Source organism: Bacillus sp. ISL-45 (genome assembly GCF_018613195.1).
Lineage (GTDB): Bacteria > Bacillota > Bacilli > Bacillales > Cytobacillaceae > Mesobacillus.
In genome coordinates, this window is record NZ_JAGGQQ010000003.1 from 55,497 (window position 1) to 72,977 (window position 17,481).

Genomic DNA, 17,481 nt, shown 5'->3' on the forward strand with positions numbered 1-17,481 from the left:
AATATTTGAGAGAAATGTAAAAAGGCAAATCGTTTTCAAAACGACTTGCCTTGATCAAGCACTTCTTGCATATCGATTGGCAAACTTGCAGTAAAATGCATTTGCTTATGTAAAAATGGATGGCTAAAGGTAAGTTCCCTGCAATGCAAGGCTTGCCTTGAAATCGAATACCGGCTGCCTCCATATAAAGTATCACCAAGAAGCGGATGGCCAAAGTAACTCAAATGAACCCTAATTTGATGGGTCCTGCCTGTTTTTAGCCAGAGCTTCATATGAGTGAACCCCTCATATCGTTTTTTAACTTCAAATAAAGTGCAGGCATACTGTCCATCAGGATGCACTTCTCGTTCTATAATGCTGTCTGGCTTCCTTGCGATCGGGGCATCGATCATTCCATCACCCTGTTCGACAAAACCTTCAGCAAAAGCTTCATAGCTCCGCTTTACACCGCCCGAACGCTGCTGCTTACTGAATAAGTGATGGACATGGCTATGTTTGGCAATCAGGACCAGTCCGGAAGTATCTCTGTCCAGCCTGGTAACAATATGCGTGGTAGCTGGTATTCCGTGACTTTCATAATATCCGATAAGTCCGCTCGCCAGACTTCCGTATGGATGCTCCCTGGAAGGAATCGTATTCATTCCTGGAGGTTTATTGACCACCAGCAAATATTCATCCTCATATATAATCGAAAGCGGGATTTCCTCCCCCTTCATTCCCTCAGACGGAACTTCAGGAGGAAACTCGATTCTGACTCGATCAGCTGTTTTTAATGCGTACCTGACATTTACTTCCTGATCATTCACCGAAATAAAACCGCCCTTGAACTTAATATCTGTCAGTGCTGATTTAGAGATTTCTTTCTCTTTGAGGAATTCCCTTAGCAGCTTCCCTTGATCAGCTTCCTCAGCAGTAAAATCCAATGTGAAGTTTGTTGCCATATCAGCGGCTCCTGTCGTTCTTCTTTTCGTTTATCAAGACTTTGTATTTACATCATCATCTTAGACATTTCGTGCTCATTCTGGCCTCAAATTGTCCATTAAATGCGGGTTCTTAGACATTTCGTGCTTGTTCCGGCATCGAAATGTCCATTAAACGCTGGTTATTAGACATTTTGTGCTTGTTCCGGCATCGAAATGTCCATTAAACGCTGGTTCTTAGACATTTCGTGCTCATTCTGGCCACAAAATGTCCATTAAACGCGGGTTCTTAGACATTTTGTGCTCATTCTGGCCTCAAAATGTCTATTAAATGCGGGTTCTTAGACATTTCGTGCTCATTCTGGCCTCAGAATGTCCATTAAACGCGGGTTCTTAGACATTTTGTGCTTGTTCCGGCATCGAAATGTCCATTAAACGCGGGTTCTTAAAATTTCCCTTCAACATTTGCTCTTTAATCACTATCTGAGATAAAGGAATCATGCACCCTTTTCCAGAATGGGAAGGGGCGGAATCGGGCGAAACGGATTTTTTCGTCTGCTACGCGGAATTGGATTGATTTCACGTCTTTATGCAGTAGGGTCAAATGGTCAACCGTTACCTGGAAGTCGGGTCTATTGACAGGCTTTAGTGTACAGGTATGATGGTCAGGAAGGATTAACGGTGATCCCACTGTCCGAAAGACACGGTTGTTGATGGATGCCATCTCCGCAACCTGGATTGCTCTCAGTGACGGATGCAGAATGGCACCGCCCAATGCTTTATTGTAGGCAGTGCTTCCTGATGGCGTGGATACGCATAGACCGTCTCCACGGAAGCGTTCAAAATGCTGGCCTCTGATTTCAACATCCATGACCAGGGTGCCTTCAACAGATTTGACGGTCGATTCATTCAGGGCTAGATATCTAGTTTCTCTGCCGCCGTGCTGGTACCTGATAATGACCTCGAGCAATGGATACTCAATCACCTGGTATGGCGTTTTGGCCACGGCGATAACAAGCTTTTCGATTTCTTCAGGGACCCAGTCGGCATAAAAGCCGAGGTGTCCGGTATGTACTCCAATGAATGCTGTTTTATCCAGCCGGCTGCTGTATCGATGGAAGGCATACAAAAGAGTGCCGTCGCCTCCTACTGAAATACAAATATCCGGCTGGTCTTCATCATATTGTAGATCAAAGTCCAAAAGATACGTTTTCATCTTGTGCATCAACGTATTGGACCGGGAATCTCCTTTTGAAGTGATCGCAAATTTCATGTATCAAAACACCCCTGCATTTCGGATTTACTATTTCTTCCCACCCTGCTGCATTTCTTTCTTCCGTGTGAAAAATGCCTGTGCATCCTGAATTTCTCCTCTGATGGTCGACATCTCTTCATCGAGACGGAATGCTGCCTCTGCCGCGCGCTGCAGCCTGATTTTTATATCCTCCGGAAAAAGCCCTTTGTATTTATAATTAAGCGAATGCTCGACTGTCGCCCAGAAATTCATCGCCAATGTCCTTATTTGAATTTCGGCCAGGATCTTTCTTTCGCCACGGATCGTTTGGACAGGATAGCTGATCACGACATGATAAGATCGGTAGCCGCTCGCTTTTTTATGCGAGATATAATCCCTCTCCTCGACAATCTCCAAATCATTACGGCTTCTTAATAGTTCGACAACTGTCTTGATGTCATCTACGAACTGGCACATGATCCTCAAGCCGGCAATATCCTGCATTTCCGATTCAAGTTTATCAAGTGAAATTCCTTTTTGATGGGCTTTATCAAGGATGCTCGCAATAGGCTTTACCCTTCCCGTGACGAATTCAATCGGGGAATGGTCAGAATGGAGCTCATATTGGCTCCTGATTCCCTTAAGCTTTACCTTCAATTCTTCAACAGCGTGCTTATAGGGTTCTAAAAATTGATCCCAGTGTTTCACATCAGTCACCTCATCCGATTCTATTCACGAAAGCCTAAGCGGAGGGTGCGGCAAAAACCTGTTCCACTTTCGCGACCATTTCCTCTCCATAATTGCTGTTGCCGGTGATATTCTCAATCAAATATTCCATTTCACTTTGGAAGCTATCCAATTTAAGTTTTCCGATTTTATTCGTTAAAAACGTTTCAAGCCCAGCTTGGAGACCATCCTGAATAACACTCCAAGTCTCTTCTGGAATGGTGACGTATCGATATCCATCCTCTTGATCAACAATATAAACAAATGATAATTGATCGGAATCAACCAGCATTTGCCCTGTTGGAGAAAAATCCCCAATGTCAGTCTCTGTGTTTGTGGAGAGACGCAGCTCATTATTTTCAATTTTCGCTTCTGTAATTAAAATTTTTTGACTCATATCTTCAACCTCCATAATCTTTTTTATTTTATCATATCGAACCATTTTCTACTAAGCATTGAAGCCAAACTGATTTAAAGAGATAATAAGGACAACTTACTGGAAAGGGCGGAAATATGTGAGCCAGAATATCGAAATAGAATTCAAGAACATGCTGACTCAGGAAGAATTCCAATTACTTACGATACATTTTAAAATAGGACCAAATCAATTCAAAAAACAAATTAATCATTATTTCGATACGAACTCATTCACCTTAAAGGAAAAAGGTTCTGCCTTGAGAATCAGGGAAAAAGAATCCTGGTTTGAATTGACATTAAAGCAGCCTGCACAACAGGGATTGCTTGAAACGAACCAGACGCTGACGCCCAGCCAGGCGGAGGATGCTTTGTCAACGGGGAAACTGCCAAATGGTATGGTTAAAGACGCTGTTTCGGGATTAATCAAAGATCCAGAGTCATTGCTATATTTCGGGTCTCTTACCACCGTCCGTGCTGAGCTTGAGTACAAAGAAGGATTGCTTGTTCTGGACCATAGTTACTATTTAAATACAGAAGATTATGAGCTAGAATATGAAGTGACGAATGAGACTGCAGGATATAAGGAATTCTTGAAATTACTGGAAGAACTAAAAATCCCTCTCAGATCGACCGATAATAAAATTAAAAGATTTTACGCAAAAAAATATAATCTTTTACAATAATAGATCAGGCAGGAGAATCACAATGAATGTCGACCAGTTAAAAGTCATACTTGAATTACAGGCACTCCAAAACTTTAACAAGCCCACGAGCCAATCTGGAAATGGCCTTTTTCAGGAAATGCTCTCCGGCATCCTGAGTGAGGAAAGCAATGCTCTAGGTGCCACTGCAACAAGGCTTGAGGAGTTATTTAACAGCGCGCAAACTGCCGTTAACAATTTAGATTTAGCAAAACAGAGCGTTAGCCATATGCTGCCTCCTGTTCAACTGACGAAAGTAGCTGCCAAAAGTAATGCTAATTTTGATGGAATCATTGATAAGGCTGCTTCCATGTTCAATATTCCAGCCAAACTTATTAAATCTGTTATTCAAAAGGAATCAAATTTCAATCCAAATGCAGTCAGCCATGCAGGTGCGTCAGGACTGATGCAGCTTATGCCTGCAACAGCCAGTGGACTCGGTGTCAAAAATGTTTTTGATCCAGCGGAGAATATCATTGCCGGAAGTAAATACCTTCGCCAAATGCTGGACAGGTATGACAATAATCTTGAGCTTGCTCTTGCAGCCTATAATGCAGGACCGGGAAATGTAGATAAATATGGTGGAATTCCTCCGTTTAAAGAAACGCAAAACTATGTACGTAAAGTCACAGATGTCTTTTACACATAAAAGGCTGCTTTAAAAGGATAAAATTCCCATTGGTTTAGACCGCCTGTCAGTGGTAACAGGCGGCCTTTTTGTGTACATTAGTAGAAAAGCGCAAGCGCCTTGGTCAGCCAGACAAAAGCTTCCAGACTTGAACAGCAAATCCTTTCCATTTTTCACAGAACCCAAGACGATTTGTTTGAGATATAAATTTAGCATTGCTACAATAAATAGCATAACTATCAAAGCAGAAAGAAATTTCAAAATCTATTTTAAAGGAGTTATCAATATGGTTGAGAATAAGACCTTACCATTCGAAGCCATTGGCGAAGGGACACTTCACCGGCTGGTCGATGCTTTTTACCACCGTGTTGGAATGCATCCTGATCTTGCTCCTATATTCCCGGATGATTTAACCGAAACTGCTCGAAAGCAAAAGCAGTTCTTAACTCAATATTTAGGAGGACCACCCTTATATACCAATGAACATGGCCATCCAATGCTCCGCGCAAGGCATTTGCCGTTCGAAATCACTCCGGCCAGAGCGACAGCCTGGCTCGCCTGCATGACTGAAGCCATGGATGAAGTTGGACTAAAAGGATCTGTAAGGGAGGATTTTTACGCAAGACTTTACCTGACCGCCCAGCATATGATTAATACTCCTGATGATGAAACTGGTGATAACACATGAAACTGAGTCGGGAAAACCTTCTAAGCTATGACCCATCTGAGTTTTGTCATAGCCTGGATAAAAAGCCCATCGAAATTTACATGTTTGTCGACCCGCTCTGTCCGGAATGCTGGGCACTAGAACCAATCATCAAGAAGCTCCAAATCGAATATGGCAGATATTTTTCAATTCGCCATGTATTAAGCGGCAAACTGGCCACATTGAACATGAGCAGAAAAAAACGTTATGAAACGATTGCTGAGCTTTGGGAAAAAACAGCAAGCAGAACAGGAATGTCCTGTGACGGGTCTCTGTGGTTTGAAAACCCTGTGTCATCCCCTTATTTAGCATCCATTGCGATAAAATCAGCTGAGCTTCAGGGGAGAAAGAAAGGCATCAGATTCCTGCGCCAGCTTCAGGAAGTCCTTTTCCTTGAAAAACAGAATGTCTCTAACTTCGAGGTGTTAAAAAACTGCGCAAGGAGCGTCGGATTGGACGTAGAGGAATTTGTAACCGATATCCATTCTGAAACTGCTGCAAAAGCGTTTCAATGCGACTTGAAAATAACGAATGAAATGGATGTCCAGGAAATTCCGACTTTCGTCTTCTTTAACGCTAACGTCGAGGAGGAGGGCATCAAGGTTACGGGGCTTTACCCATATGAGGTATATGTCCAGATTCTAGAAGAAATGCTGCAGGAAAAACCAGAACCTGCACAGCCGCCAATGCTTGAGCAATTCATGAAGCAATACAAGATGGTTGCTTCCAAGGAAGTAGCTGTTGTATATAACATGACTGTCCAACAGGCCGAGAAGGAATTAAAGAAATTAATGCTAAAACAACAAGTCGAACAAATCCCTGCAAAATATGGGGTGTTCTGGCGATATCACGAAGGCTGACCGTGCATTTGCACGGTTTTTTATATGCAAAGAATTTTTGTGCTGTCGATAAACAGAAAAAGGCCTTGCAGCTCTCCAACTGCAAGGCCTTTTCTCTATTTTATACGAACAAAGGGGATGGGAGAAATTTTTCACGGTCAAACAAAGGGGTAAATGTTTGCTTGTGATCAACTTCACGCCATAAATATATCATATCCTGGCTCCCTATCACAATATCCTTGTGTGTTATTTCACAATATTGTCAAATCCGATTCATGAATGCCTGGGCACAAGCATATAAATGAGATATAAAGCGATTCGGAGTGATTAAATTGGATAAAATAGGTCTTTCCCTTATGGCTCTATTCATACTTTTTTCTTTTATCCTTCATATTTTGGGGTTAATGCATCTTCTGCCCTTATATCTTACCTCCCCTATCCTGTTTCTAGCATTATTTATTTTACTGATATATTTAAATAACCGTAAAAAGTTTAAAGGTTTTTAAACTATGCACAACTACCGCGCTAAACTCCAAGACCATTTTTGCCAGCTGCAAGTTTGTGACAAGATTTTAATAACATATAAAAAACCGGCCGCATTCTCTGCGGCCGTTTTCGTTTGGGATATTAGAAAGTATATATACACTTTGAGAATCGTCTAGCTGCAGCGCTTGTGCTTTTCTATTATGAAAGCAGCGCTTCCATTTCATTAAGCTTTTCTTCAAAGACTTTCAATGCTTCCTCGATTGGTTTCGAACTTGTCATATCGACGCCTGCTTTTTTCAGTACCTCGATTGGATAATCCGAGCTGCCTGATTTCAGGAATTCAATGTAGCGCTCGACTGCCGGCTGTCCTTCTTCAAGGATCTGTTTGCTCAGTGCTGTTGCTGCACTGAACCCAGTGGCATACTGGTAAACATAGTAATTATAATAGAAATGAGGAATTCTTGACCATTCAAGACCGATTTCTTCATCGATCATGATGTCCTCTTCACCGAAATACTTTTTGTTTAGCTCGTAGTAGTCCTTTGTCAGTGCATCAGCTGTCAATGCCTCGTTATTCTGTGCTTTCTGGTGGATCAAATGTTCAAATTCGGCAAACATCGTCTGCCTGAATACTGTTCCACGGAAGCCCTCAAGGTAATGATTCAAAAGATACAGTCGCTTCTGCTCATCATCGATTGTCTTGAGCATATAGTCATTCAATAATGCTTCATTGCAAGTGGATGCCACTTCAGCAACGAAAATTGAATAGTTGCCGTACGGATATGGCTGTGTCTTCCTTGTATAGTAGCTGTGTACGGAATGTCCGAATTCGTGAGCCAGCGTAAACAGATTATTGACATTATCTTGCCAGTTCATCAGGATATATGGATTAGTGCCATACGCGCCTGATGAATAGGCACCGCTGGGCTTACCCTTATTCTCATACACATCCACCCAGCGATTTTCGAATCCTTCTTTAAGGATAGTATTATATTCATCCCCAAGAGGCGCTAATCCTTTTAGGACATATTCCTTTGCTTCTGAATAAGGAATCTCCATTTTCACATCCTTAACAAGCGGTGTGTAAAGGTCATACATATGAAGCTTATCCAGGCCAAGTACCTTCCTGCGGAGCTTAACATATCTGTGAAGAAGGTGCAGATTGTCATTCACCGTATTAACAAGATTTTCATAGACACTTTCAGGAATATTATTCGCAGCAAGCGCAGCATGCCTCGCAGAGTCATATTTACGAATCCTTGCATTAAAATTATCCTTTTTGATATTGCCGCTTAATGTGCTGGAAAAAGTATTCTTGAAGCTGCCATATGTTTTATAAACAGCTTTGAAAGCATCTTCACGAACTCTGCGGTCCTCGCTTTCCAGGAATCGGATGTAGCGGCCATGTGTGATTTCCACATCCTCTCCGTTCTCATCCTTGATTGAAGGGAATTCGAGATCCGCATTGTTCAGCATTCCGAAGGTATTTGAAGGTGAGCTCATAACCTCCGAAGCCTGAGCCAGAAGCGCTTCCTCTTCAGCAGATAGGACATGCGGACGCTGCAGGTTGATTTCCTCCAATGCATGCTCATAAAGCTTCAGCTCTTCTCTTTCATTCAAAAAGCTTTTTATTTTCTCTTCATCAACAGCCAGGATTTCTGGTACGATGAACGCAAGCGCGCTTGCCGCTTGTGAATATAGATTCTTGATGCGGTCATCCAGTCCCTGATAAAAAGAATTCGTTGTATCCTGGTCATAGCGCATATGCGCGTATGTATAAAGTCTTCCAAGACGCTCAAGCAATTTATCCTGCAGCTGAAGTGCAGTATATAGTTGTTCAGCGCTCTCTCCCAGCTTGCCCTGATACTCCTGGACAGAAGGAATCAAGCCCTTTACTTCATTAAATTCTTTTTCCCACTGTTCATCAACTGCAAAAATATCCTCAAGTCTCCACGTATTCTCTGTGGCAACCTCGTCCCTTACTGGCAATTTCTTAACTGCAGATTCGTTTGACATATAAATCCTCCTAACAATATTTCGGAATTCGAAAAACTTTTCTAGTAACATATTCGCTAATGGTTTATTAATTCCTTCTATAAATTTTAATAAGGAAAAATTTTTTCGTTTTAAATGCCCTAATTCCAACTACCCTATTTTACGCAGTTATAATACATTTCATGTTATGGGAATACGGATTCTCTAATTTCATTTTCGTACTTGTTGAAAAAGTCTGCTTCAGCCTTAATTTGGTCATCAATTGAATTCGGAATAATAATTTTCCGGAGTACTTTCACTTTGCCTGAATCAATTTTTTCCAAGAATGACACTCTTGTTAAAAGAAATACGTATTCAGCAAGAGCATGCCAGTGATCTTTTTCTCGAGCTGCGGGCAAGATGCGAAGTTTGATTTCTTTCCTTCTTACACGCTGATAAAAGGCTTCCCGGATTTTCGAATAATCTATAATTTCCCCAATTTGATAATGCCGGAAAACATCGAGGTAGAGATATGTCTGCCAGATTAATGAAGGCGTTTCGATATAGGGGCTTGAGCGTACAGGAAGTCCCATTTGGGATGGAATTGTAAGAAGACTTAGATGATTGCGGTAGAGTTCTTTCAGGAATGGATTTTGCCATGCACCAGGAGAAGTTAAGTAGTGTGATTTCATTTTTTGGTTTTCACTTTGCCAGGCCTTCAAGAAGGCAAATGGCTTATCAGCCGGACTGAGAAACTCCGCTATTGCGTACTGATTTATCGACTGTACTTCAAAATTTGTGATTGTCTTTTTAGAAGTGATTGGAATGGCTCCATGCAAATTAACGAATTGCCCTGTAATTGGGCAAAAGGCCGGTATATTCCAGGAGTACCTGGACCGCCGAATGAAGAGGAAGAGGAAGTTATTGATTGAGACAACATTATTCGACTTACGCTTAATCAAGTTCTCGGCAGCAACCCAAATCGGAATTACCCCATGATCAAAATACCTTTTTGTTCTTTTTTCAAATATCTCAGCAGGAATGACAGAACATTGGAATTCAATCGCATATTTTTGGTTCTGAAATACGAAAGCAATGTCCGGTTTCTGCTTCATTATTGGGTCGAATTGTTCAAGTTCAGCAGTAATTCCTTGCTTCTTCAGCCAATTATAAAGCTTTAGCTTTCCGGTAAGATGGTACTCTGATTCTCGTTCATACTCATACCGGCAGCTTCCTCCCGCCAAATGAGAAAAGTGCCAAATCTTCTTATTGCCTAGTTTCATAACCACTTCTTCATCACATTCTGGACAGTAGAATTTCTCCCTCGACCTGATTTCTATTAAATCACTTTTTTCATATCTTTCACCCAATGATAGCCTTTTGCCATCATTTTTTTTCGCAACTAGCACATTTTATGCGCCTCCTTTCTCCATGACATATTCTAGTTCATTGAGTTAATACCTTTATATTTGAAAAAGGTTAATAAAACGTTCACAAATCAAGAAAAGCGGAAGCGCCTTGGTCAGCCCCGACAAGCGCTGGAGCTAGAAACTAATCTTAATAAAAATGTTTATACTTTCTTATAAAATGCAAAAAAACCCGGAGTTAAAATCCGGGTTTCTACAGCATCGGTGACAAGAGCCTCGAAGTGGATTCGAGCAGTCTATAGCCAAGGTGACGTTTATTAAAATCATCCATGACAATCTCTATTGAATGGAGTACATCATTTTCAAATTCTTTCACAAGCTTCGTCGTGCTATTCGTTTTGTATAGGAAGGCGTTGACTTCAAAATTCAGGTGGAAACTTCTCATATCCATATTAGATGTCCCGATGGAAGCGAGCTCACCATCGACTATGACGATTTTACTATGCATAAAGCCCTTTTCATATTCATAAATCTTCACACCAGCTTCAAGCAGTTCCGGAAAGTACGATCTCGAAGCAAAGAATACGATTCTTTTATCTGGCCGCTTCGGGACAAGCAGCCTGACATCCAGACCACTGAGCGCCGCTACTTTAATTGCGCTGAAAATGTCTTCATCAGGGATGAAATATGGTGACGCGATCCAAACTGATTTATCAGCAGAGGAAATCATGGAAAAGAAGATATTCTTTATGACACTCCATTCATTGTCAGGTCCTCCAGCTATCATTTGGACTCCTCCATGAGTGTTGGCCTGCAGGGATGGTGAAAGATAATCCGACGTCAAAAAGCTTTTATTCGTCATGTAATACCAATCCTGAAGGAATATCAGCTGAAGACTCCTTACTGCTTCTCCCTTTGCCATAAGATGAGTGTCCCGCCAAAAGCCAAACCCTTTGTCCCTGCCCAGGTATTCATCTCCGATATTCAGGCCGCCTACAAAACCAACAGTTCCATCAATAACGATGATTTTCCTGTGATTCCTGAAATTAAATTTACTATTTAGGAACGGCAGGCGGACAGGACCAAACTCGACCACCTCTACCCCCGCTTCACTCAGGTCGGAAATATATTTTTTTGACAGCTTCCAGGAACCGACAGAGTCAAACAGGAATCTGACCTTAACCCCTTTCCTTGCTTTGCTGACTAAGACTTCCTTTATTTCTTCTCCAATTTCATCATGGCGGACAATGTAATATTCCATGTGTATATGGTGGGTAGCTTTTTTTAGCTCTTCAAGAATGTGGCTGAAAGTTTCATCACCATTTGTCAGCACCTTTGTGGAGGTCGCAAATGAAATCGGACTGTTCCCAAGCTTTTGGGCGAGGGTAAACAAGCGGCGATGATCTTCTTCCATGTCAAGCATCCTTGCCTTGTTGACCCTTTCCGAGTCTCCTTCGATTTTTGAGAAGGCTTTTTTATCAAGAAAATATTTACGCCGGAACATCTTTTCCTTGCGTTTATTCCTGCCGAATAACAGATAAAAAATAAAACCTACAACTGGGAAGCCGCCCAGTACGACAATCCATGTCAATGTCTGGGCTGGATGCCGATTCTCGAGGAATATCACAAAGCTGATGAAGATGACTGTGAGCGACATAAATAAACTGATATATCCAAGATAAACTGGATCAAGTCTTTCATAAAACAAATAGTAGATCCCAGCAAGGATCAATAAAAACGTTAAGATCCGAACTGTATTCTTCATGTAACCACCTGTTTCTCTCTCTGTATTTTTCCCGCAACAAGCGTTGGGAACTTCAGATATATATATACGTTTATATGTAATGAAGGGATTCATACATACAGACTATTATATCAAAAAAGCCGATTTCATTTCTGAAATCGGCCTTCACTCAGGAAAAATGCTTTCTTATGACACTAAACACATCTTCTTCGATAATCTTATTACCGTATTCATCGAGACGGTAAATCGTGACTGTCGACTCCTGCCCATACTCTAGAAGAACGCTAAGGATATTGTCAATTTCTTCTTCATCCTCAAATTCCTGCTCAGGAAACTCAATGTATAAATAATATTTGTCTTCATAGCTGTATAAGCTTGTTTTGACTTTATCGATTCCCGGCCGTTTTGAAAGAGCAATGACATCTTCAAAATCCTTGAAGTATAGCAGGAATTCTAAATCATCCTCGAAGGCAGGATCCGCATCATCAATTCCTTTTGGATTAAACTGATGGTCAAGCAGCTCTTCAATCCTCTCATCGACTGGAAGATCCTTCATCTTATCATTTGGAAGCGGCAGTTCAAACTTTGGACCGTCCTTGGACAGCTGTGCCTTTGTCACTAAAACCTCCAGACCTTTTTCCAGGGCCTGAACCTGGATCCATAAAGGGCCTTCAACTGCGAACTCCTCCTCGGCATGGACTTCATCCATCATCTCCCAGAATAGCTCTTCGCTGCGATCACGGTTATACCAGATTTCCTCCCGGTCAAAACCGCGCTCCTCTATGTCCATATATGAAATATAAAATTTCACGGTATTCTCATTAATACGCTCGATTTCCATTCGCTTTCTCTCCCTTCCAGGCAAAGATTTGAAGGGACTAAATACCCCCAAAAAAGCAGTTGGTCTTTATCATTTACCCTTAATAAATAAGCCTGAATCACCTTGATTTATAAAGGGGCTGTGTAAAAAGAAATAAACGATCTTGTACTTTTATTTTATGTTATATTAAGCCATTTTGGAAACAAAATATACACCCATTTTTATAAAGGCAGTTTCCGCATTAATTATTTTTGCTATCGTACATGGTTATGTCCGCATTATTATAGGCATCGAGGTTCTTTTAGATGAGACTTCCGAACTTATAATGCGCAAAAAGGTGGTACAAGCAACAAAATTCACGAAAAGAACTTTTATAAAAGGCTGATGAATGGACTCGCCTGAATAGATTTATCTGTTTAATATGCTGCGGGGATTGTGCTAATGCGCTGCCTTAACCACAGGCTTCCCGCCCCTAAAGATACAATCAAGAAGGTTAGCCAAAATTCATTGCGACTTAACAAACCAATTTAAAGTATTCTTTACATTTTACCAGAAAAGTGCCTGAATTTCAATTTGTCTGCATTGCCAGGAGCACACCGGGTTAGGCGCGGCATGAAAAATAAAAAGCCCCCAAAAAGGGAGCTTAAAGGTTTAGTTTACTAAACGCTGAGCCTCGCGAAGCTGGAAAGTACGCACTTTACGTGGCAGGAATCGTCTAATTTCATCTTCATTGTATCCAACCTGCAGGCGTTTTTCATCAATGATGATCGGACGGCGGAGCAAGCCAGGGTTTTCCTTGATAACCTCAAACAGTTCTTGCAAAGGCATTGTTTCCAGGTTCACATCAAGCTTTTGGAAAGTCTTAGACCGGGTTGAGATGATTTCATCCGTCCCATCTTCTGTCATACGAAGAATTTCCTTTATTTCATCAATTGATAAAGGCTCTGAGAATATATTTCTTTCAGTATATGAGATTTCATGTTCTTCCAGCCAAGACTTGGCTTTTCTGCAAGAGGTACAACTTGGTGAAGTGTATAAAGTGACCATTGCTAATTCACACTCCCTTAGATTTACTTATATATTATTTGCTTCAAATGAACTGCCATTTCTTAAATAATAATAAGTTTAATTTTATAATTCATATTGTTTATTATACACCATGGATTTGATAAAAGGTATCCCTTTTCTTAAATTATTCCGGGTATTTATGTAAGATTATTTTCTCTCTTCTCTATATATAACGAACGAAATAGAAAAAAGTTTCAAGAAAGATTATATTTTTTCATCACCTTCTGCTTCAATCTATATAAATATTCGTACAATTCTTCCCAGATGTGTCCGTCGGGTATTCATTTTCTTAATTTAATTATATTTACCCGGTTGTGCAGGACTTAAACCTTTTTATTTAAAAAAATTTATTCTCAATTAATTTAGTAACAATGAAAACGCAACCGTGTAAAAACACTGGTTGCGTTCGTGACTTAGATGTCCTGAAGCAAATCATCACGTTGATCTTCGACAGTCAATACTTCATCAACTGGCTGGTATGATTCTCCGTAAAACTTTTTATCTTTATAAGTGTGAATCATGTTGTAGGTTTTCTTCATGGCTTCGTACACTAGATCCTCAGACGCCTCATCAGGTGACCAGAAAAGGATTTCCATCTCATTGATTTCCTTCGTAGCGAGCGACCGACGCCTGTAACCAATCGTCCTCGCATGCTCGAAACCTTCCCGCTTGTAAAAGCGCAGGCGTTTTTCAGTATCTGTGTCCTCATAATTAACTGGTTCAACCTCAAGGATAATCGGCTTGCTTTTTTCCTTCAGCTTCTCGATCAACTTGTGGCCGAGCCCCTGACCGCGGGTCGACTTAGATACGAATAGGTAATCAATGAACACAAAATCCTCTGTCTCTACATACATGAGCACATGTCCTGGCCCCTCATCCTTATGGTACATCTCTGGTCTTTCCTTTAAAAGTGTTTCCATGTGTTCTTTTGATTTCATTTCCTCAATTGGGAAATATTGATTTAATTTCTCATACCAATGCATTGCTTATCTCCTTTTTGATTTTATTCCATCCCGATAAGCACCCAGCTTTTCTTATATAACCATGATCTAAATACTTGTATTATTTTTTCTTTATAAAGTTCTTTTAATACACCGGCAATTCTTTTAAAATAAAGATGTACGGGGATCATGTATTATATTTATCACAAAATCACTAACAAGATTATGTGAAAAAAAAGGTGGAGGTTTATCATGGGCGGTTACATAATGGATCTAACTATCGTTGCTTTACTGATTGTGGGTATTACCGCGACAATTGGTGTGATCACCAATGGAGTAGGAACTAGGTTCTTTAGTGGAAATAAAAGAAATGAATTCGTCGATCAATCAACAAGTTTGCAAACTGGCTGGAAAAATGTCGGCGGCAGCAAGAAGTAATCCATATCCCATCTGTTATTATAACTTATTTTCATATCGATAATCTAATGATATGAAAACAGCCTGGAATGATTTTCATCGTTCCAGGCTGTTTTAGTATCAGAAAGTATAATTTTTAACATCGAGAATGATCATGGTGTGTAATCAACATTAGGAGAGTATTTATTGCTTGCATTCCATAATAAGTATTCGTTAATCCCCTGATCCTTCAATGCCCTGATCTGGTCTTCGACTTCCTTTTTCCCGTAGACAAGGTAATTTCCACTGCCTAACCATGATGCTGTGAAATCCTGCAACCATGGACGTGAAACAGGCGGGGTCTTTAATTCATCAAGCTTCTTTTTCTCCATTTTTGCATATTCCTGAACGAGACGGTATGGCTCTGTGTCAGGCTTGGCAATCCCGAAATAAGAAGTCCAATGGCTTGGATAAATCATGGAAGAAATGACATCCACATTCTCGGAGATTTTCGAGAAGTTCTGTCCAATTCCCGGGGCTTCAGGGAGAGTTGCCGTATAACCAAAGATATCCACTGATACTTTGACATCATAAGGTTTTAATTCTTTCCTAGCATAGGCCACAAAATCGGTCACTGCTTTGACCCGTTTTTGGACATTATCCATGTCTGTTTCCTTATAGTCCCCCATGGAATATTGAAGAGTAGAGTCCCTCTTTTCGAATCCCTCAGGGAAACGGACATAGTCGAACTGGATTTCCTGGAAGCCCATTTTTGCTGCCTCGATGGCAATTTGAACGTTGTAATCCCACACTTCTTTCACAAATGGATTTACGAATGATTCTCCCCTGCCATTTTTCCAGACTTGATTCCCTTCTTTAAATGACCACTCCGGTTTTTTATTTGCCAGAGCTGTATCTTTGAAAACGACTACCCTGGCGATAGGATAAATCTGTTTTTCTTCCAAAGTCTTTAATAATTTTTCTGGATCTTTAATATAGGGCTTTCCGATATCTTTAAAAGGAGAATTCTCATCTGGTTTATATGTAAGATATCCATGGTCTTCTTTTATATCAATGACCATCGCGTTTAAATCAGTCTCATCAACAAGTTTGGTAAGACTTTTAAACCTCTCTCCTCCAGCAGAATTCCCGGTTACATAGATTCCTCTTACAGCATCAGGATATTCAAATGAATAACCTGAATCAAACTTGAACCTTGGCATCTGCTCTGGTATTTCCCTGACCAACGATTGATGTTCCCTGACCGGAAGTCTTTCTGTTTCATGCGCTTTCGATTCTGCAAATACTGTACCTCCTGCTTGTGAAAAAGAGGCAGCTAATAATGCTGCTGCTGCTATTTTTTTAAACTGCACAAACAACTCTCCTTTCAAAACGTACCTCACTCAAAATAACCGCTATCTTTATAATATGTTTCTATAAGTCTATTTTACCCACTTTCGACAGATTTAGATATTATAGTTTAATATTTTTATTTGGAATTTATTACCGGCCCTTTTGAAAACAAAAAAACGATCTCAAAATAAGAGATCGTTTAGTTTATTTGACATATTGCTGCTGATATTGCTTCAGTTCCTTTTCTGAGCAATAGACATAGTGCCCCGGAACGACTTCGCGCATCTTCACTTCTTCTCCATCTGCATACTGATGTACATTTGAATCATATGTTTTGCGTCGGCGTGTACGCTCAGATTCTGGGTCTGGAAGCGGGATTGCAGAAAGCAATGATTGTGTGTATGGGTGAAGCGGGTTTTTGTATAGCTCTTCAGCTGTAGTTAACTCCACCAGCTTACCAAAGTACATTACACCAATGCGATCGCTGATATATTTTACCATAGAAAGGTCATGTGCGATAAACAAGTATGTTAAACCTTTTTCACGCTGAAGTTTCTTCATCAGGTTGACAACTTGTGCCTGGATGGAAACGTCAAGAGCGGAAATTGGTTCGTCTGCGATAATAAATTCCGGCTGCACGGCAAGGGCACGCGCAATCCCGATCCGCTGCCTTTGTCCACCTGAAAACTCATGTGGATAACGGTTGGCGTGTTCTCTGTTTAAGCCAACTGTTTCAAGCAGTTCATATACCATTTCCATTCTTTCTTGTTTGCTCTTCGCAAGGCCGTGAATATCAATACCCTCGGCAATTACATCGGAAACCTTCATCCTTGGGTTCAAGGAAGCATAAGGATCCTGGAATATCATTTGCATACTTCTGTTGAATCTTTTTAAATCTTTTTTGCTCTTCTTGCCGTGTACGTTTTCTCCCTTGTAAAGGACATCTCCATCTGTCGCTTCATAAAGCCTGATGATTGTTCGGCCCGTCGTGGACTTGCCACATCCTGACTCTCCAACCAATCCAAGAGTTTCTCCTTTAAAGATATCAAAAGTAATTCCATCGATAGCTCTTACTTCATTTGGTTGACCCATATTGAAGTACTGCTTTAGATTCTTTATTTCAAGAAGCTTTTCTCTATTTTCCATCAGCCAGTCCTCCTC

General features: G+C 40.7%; 17 protein-coding genes. 5 read left to right on the forward strand and 12 right to left on the reverse strand.

All coding sequences use genetic code 11. The features are described 5' to 3' along the window. Positions 1–35: 35 nt before the first annotated feature. From J7E35_RS02085 to J7E35_RS02100, 4 genes are all read right to left on the reverse strand, one after another. Positions 36–941, reverse strand: coding sequence for an RluA family pseudouridine synthase (locus tag J7E35_RS02085; RefSeq protein WP_214776561.1), 906 nt, complete (start codon positions 939–941; stop codon positions 36–38). A gap of 451 nt (positions 942–1,392) precedes the next feature. Further along, positions 1,393–2,193 (reverse strand): NAD kinase, encoded by an 801-nt coding sequence (locus tag J7E35_RS02090; RefSeq protein ID WP_167833807.1) that lies wholly within the window; start codon positions 2,191–2,193, stop codon positions 1,393–1,395. A gap of 30 nt (positions 2,194–2,223) precedes the next feature. Continuing rightward, on the reverse strand, positions 2,224–2,862 hold the full coding sequence (gene yjbM / locus J7E35_RS02095) for a GTP diphosphokinase (protein ID WP_214776562.1): 639 nt from the start codon (positions 2,860–2,862) through the stop codon (positions 2,224–2,226). A gap of 34 nt (positions 2,863–2,896) precedes the next feature. Continuing rightward, the gene (locus J7E35_RS02100; protein WP_251040713.1) at positions 2,897–3,277 is read right to left on the reverse strand and encodes a UPF0738 family protein; all 381 of its coding nucleotides are present in this window, start codon (positions 3,275–3,277) and stop codon (positions 2,897–2,899) included. Between the two features lie 118 nt (positions 3,278–3,395). On the opposite strand from J7E35_RS02100, the gene J7E35_RS02105 reads away from it, so the two are divergent. The 4 genes from J7E35_RS02105 to J7E35_RS02120 all read left to right on the forward strand — a co-directional run bounded on the left by J7E35_RS02105 (position 3,396) and on the right by J7E35_RS02120 (position 6,192). Next, on the forward strand, positions 3,396–3,980 hold the full coding sequence (locus tag J7E35_RS02105) for a CYTH domain-containing protein (protein WP_214776563.1): 585 nt from the start codon (positions 3,396–3,398) through the stop codon (positions 3,978–3,980). 22 nt (positions 3,981–4,002) lie between these two features. Further along, entirely contained in the window at positions 4,003–4,647 is a 645-nt protein-coding gene (locus J7E35_RS02110; protein WP_214776564.1) for a lytic transglycosylase domain-containing protein, read from the forward strand. A gap of 265 nt (positions 4,648–4,912) precedes the next feature. Continuing rightward, positions 4,913–5,314 carry a globin domain-containing protein gene (locus J7E35_RS02115; RefSeq protein ID WP_214776565.1) on the forward strand — a complete coding sequence of 134 codons (402 nt, stop codon included), beginning with the start codon at positions 4,913–4,915 and terminating at the stop codon, positions 5,312–5,314. Then, on the forward strand, positions 5,311–6,192 hold the full coding sequence (locus tag J7E35_RS02120; RefSeq protein ID WP_214776566.1) for a ClpXP adapter SpxH family protein: 882 nt from the start codon (positions 5,311–5,313) through the stop codon (positions 6,190–6,192). The genes J7E35_RS02115 and J7E35_RS02120 overlap by 4 nt, the downstream gene beginning before the upstream one ends. A gap of 663 nt (positions 6,193–6,855) precedes the next feature. Here J7E35_RS02120 and pepF read toward each other — a convergent pair. The 6 genes from pepF to J7E35_RS02150 all read right to left on the reverse strand — a co-directional run bounded on the left by pepF (position 6,856) and on the right by J7E35_RS02150 (position 14,613). Then, a complete protein-coding gene (gene pepF, locus J7E35_RS02125) occupies positions 6,856–8,673 on the reverse strand; it encodes an oligoendopeptidase F (protein ID WP_214776567.1) in 1,818 nt (605 codons plus the stop codon). Positions 8,674–8,837: 164 nt separating this feature from the next. Continuing rightward, positions 8,838–10,040, reverse strand: coding sequence for a competence protein CoiA (locus tag J7E35_RS02130; protein ID WP_214776568.1), 1,203 nt, complete (start codon positions 10,038–10,040; stop codon positions 8,838–8,840). A 211-nt stretch (positions 10,041–10,251) separates the two neighbouring features. Then, positions 10,252–11,763, reverse strand: coding sequence for a cardiolipin synthase (cls, locus tag J7E35_RS02135; protein ID WP_214776569.1), 1,512 nt, complete (start codon positions 11,761–11,763; stop codon positions 10,252–10,254). Between the two features lie 148 nt (positions 11,764–11,911). Then, on the reverse strand, positions 11,912–12,583 hold the full coding sequence (gene mecA, locus J7E35_RS02140) for an adaptor protein MecA (RefSeq protein WP_214776570.1): 672 nt from the start codon (positions 12,581–12,583) through the stop codon (positions 11,912–11,914). A 630-nt stretch (positions 12,584–13,213) separates the two neighbouring features. Further along, the gene (gene spxA, locus J7E35_RS02145) at positions 13,214–13,609 is read right to left on the reverse strand and encodes a transcriptional regulator SpxA (protein ID WP_167833817.1); all 396 of its coding nucleotides are present in this window, start codon (positions 13,607–13,609) and stop codon (positions 13,214–13,216) included. 434 nt (positions 13,610–14,043) lie between these two features. After that, the gene (locus tag J7E35_RS02150; RefSeq protein WP_214776571.1) at positions 14,044–14,613 is read right to left on the reverse strand and encodes a GNAT family N-acetyltransferase; all 570 of its coding nucleotides are present in this window, start codon (positions 14,611–14,613) and stop codon (positions 14,044–14,046) included. A 210-nt stretch (positions 14,614–14,823) separates the two neighbouring features. Between J7E35_RS02150 and J7E35_RS02155 the strand changes: the two genes are divergently transcribed. Beyond that, a complete protein-coding gene (locus tag J7E35_RS02155) occupies positions 14,824–15,009 on the forward strand; it encodes a hypothetical protein (protein WP_041968165.1) in 186 nt (61 codons plus the stop codon). A gap of 131 nt (positions 15,010–15,140) precedes the next feature. Here J7E35_RS02155 and J7E35_RS02160 read toward each other — a convergent pair whose 3' ends face one another. Further along, on the reverse strand, positions 15,141–16,340 hold the full coding sequence (locus J7E35_RS02160; protein ID WP_353050026.1) for a putative glycoside hydrolase: 1,200 nt from the start codon (positions 16,338–16,340) through the stop codon (positions 15,141–15,143). 184 nt (positions 16,341–16,524) lie between these two features. Further along, positions 16,525–17,466, reverse strand: coding sequence for an ABC transporter ATP-binding protein (locus J7E35_RS02165; RefSeq protein WP_214776572.1), 942 nt, complete (start codon positions 17,464–17,466; stop codon positions 16,525–16,527). Positions 17,467–17,481: the final 15 nt, after the last annotated feature.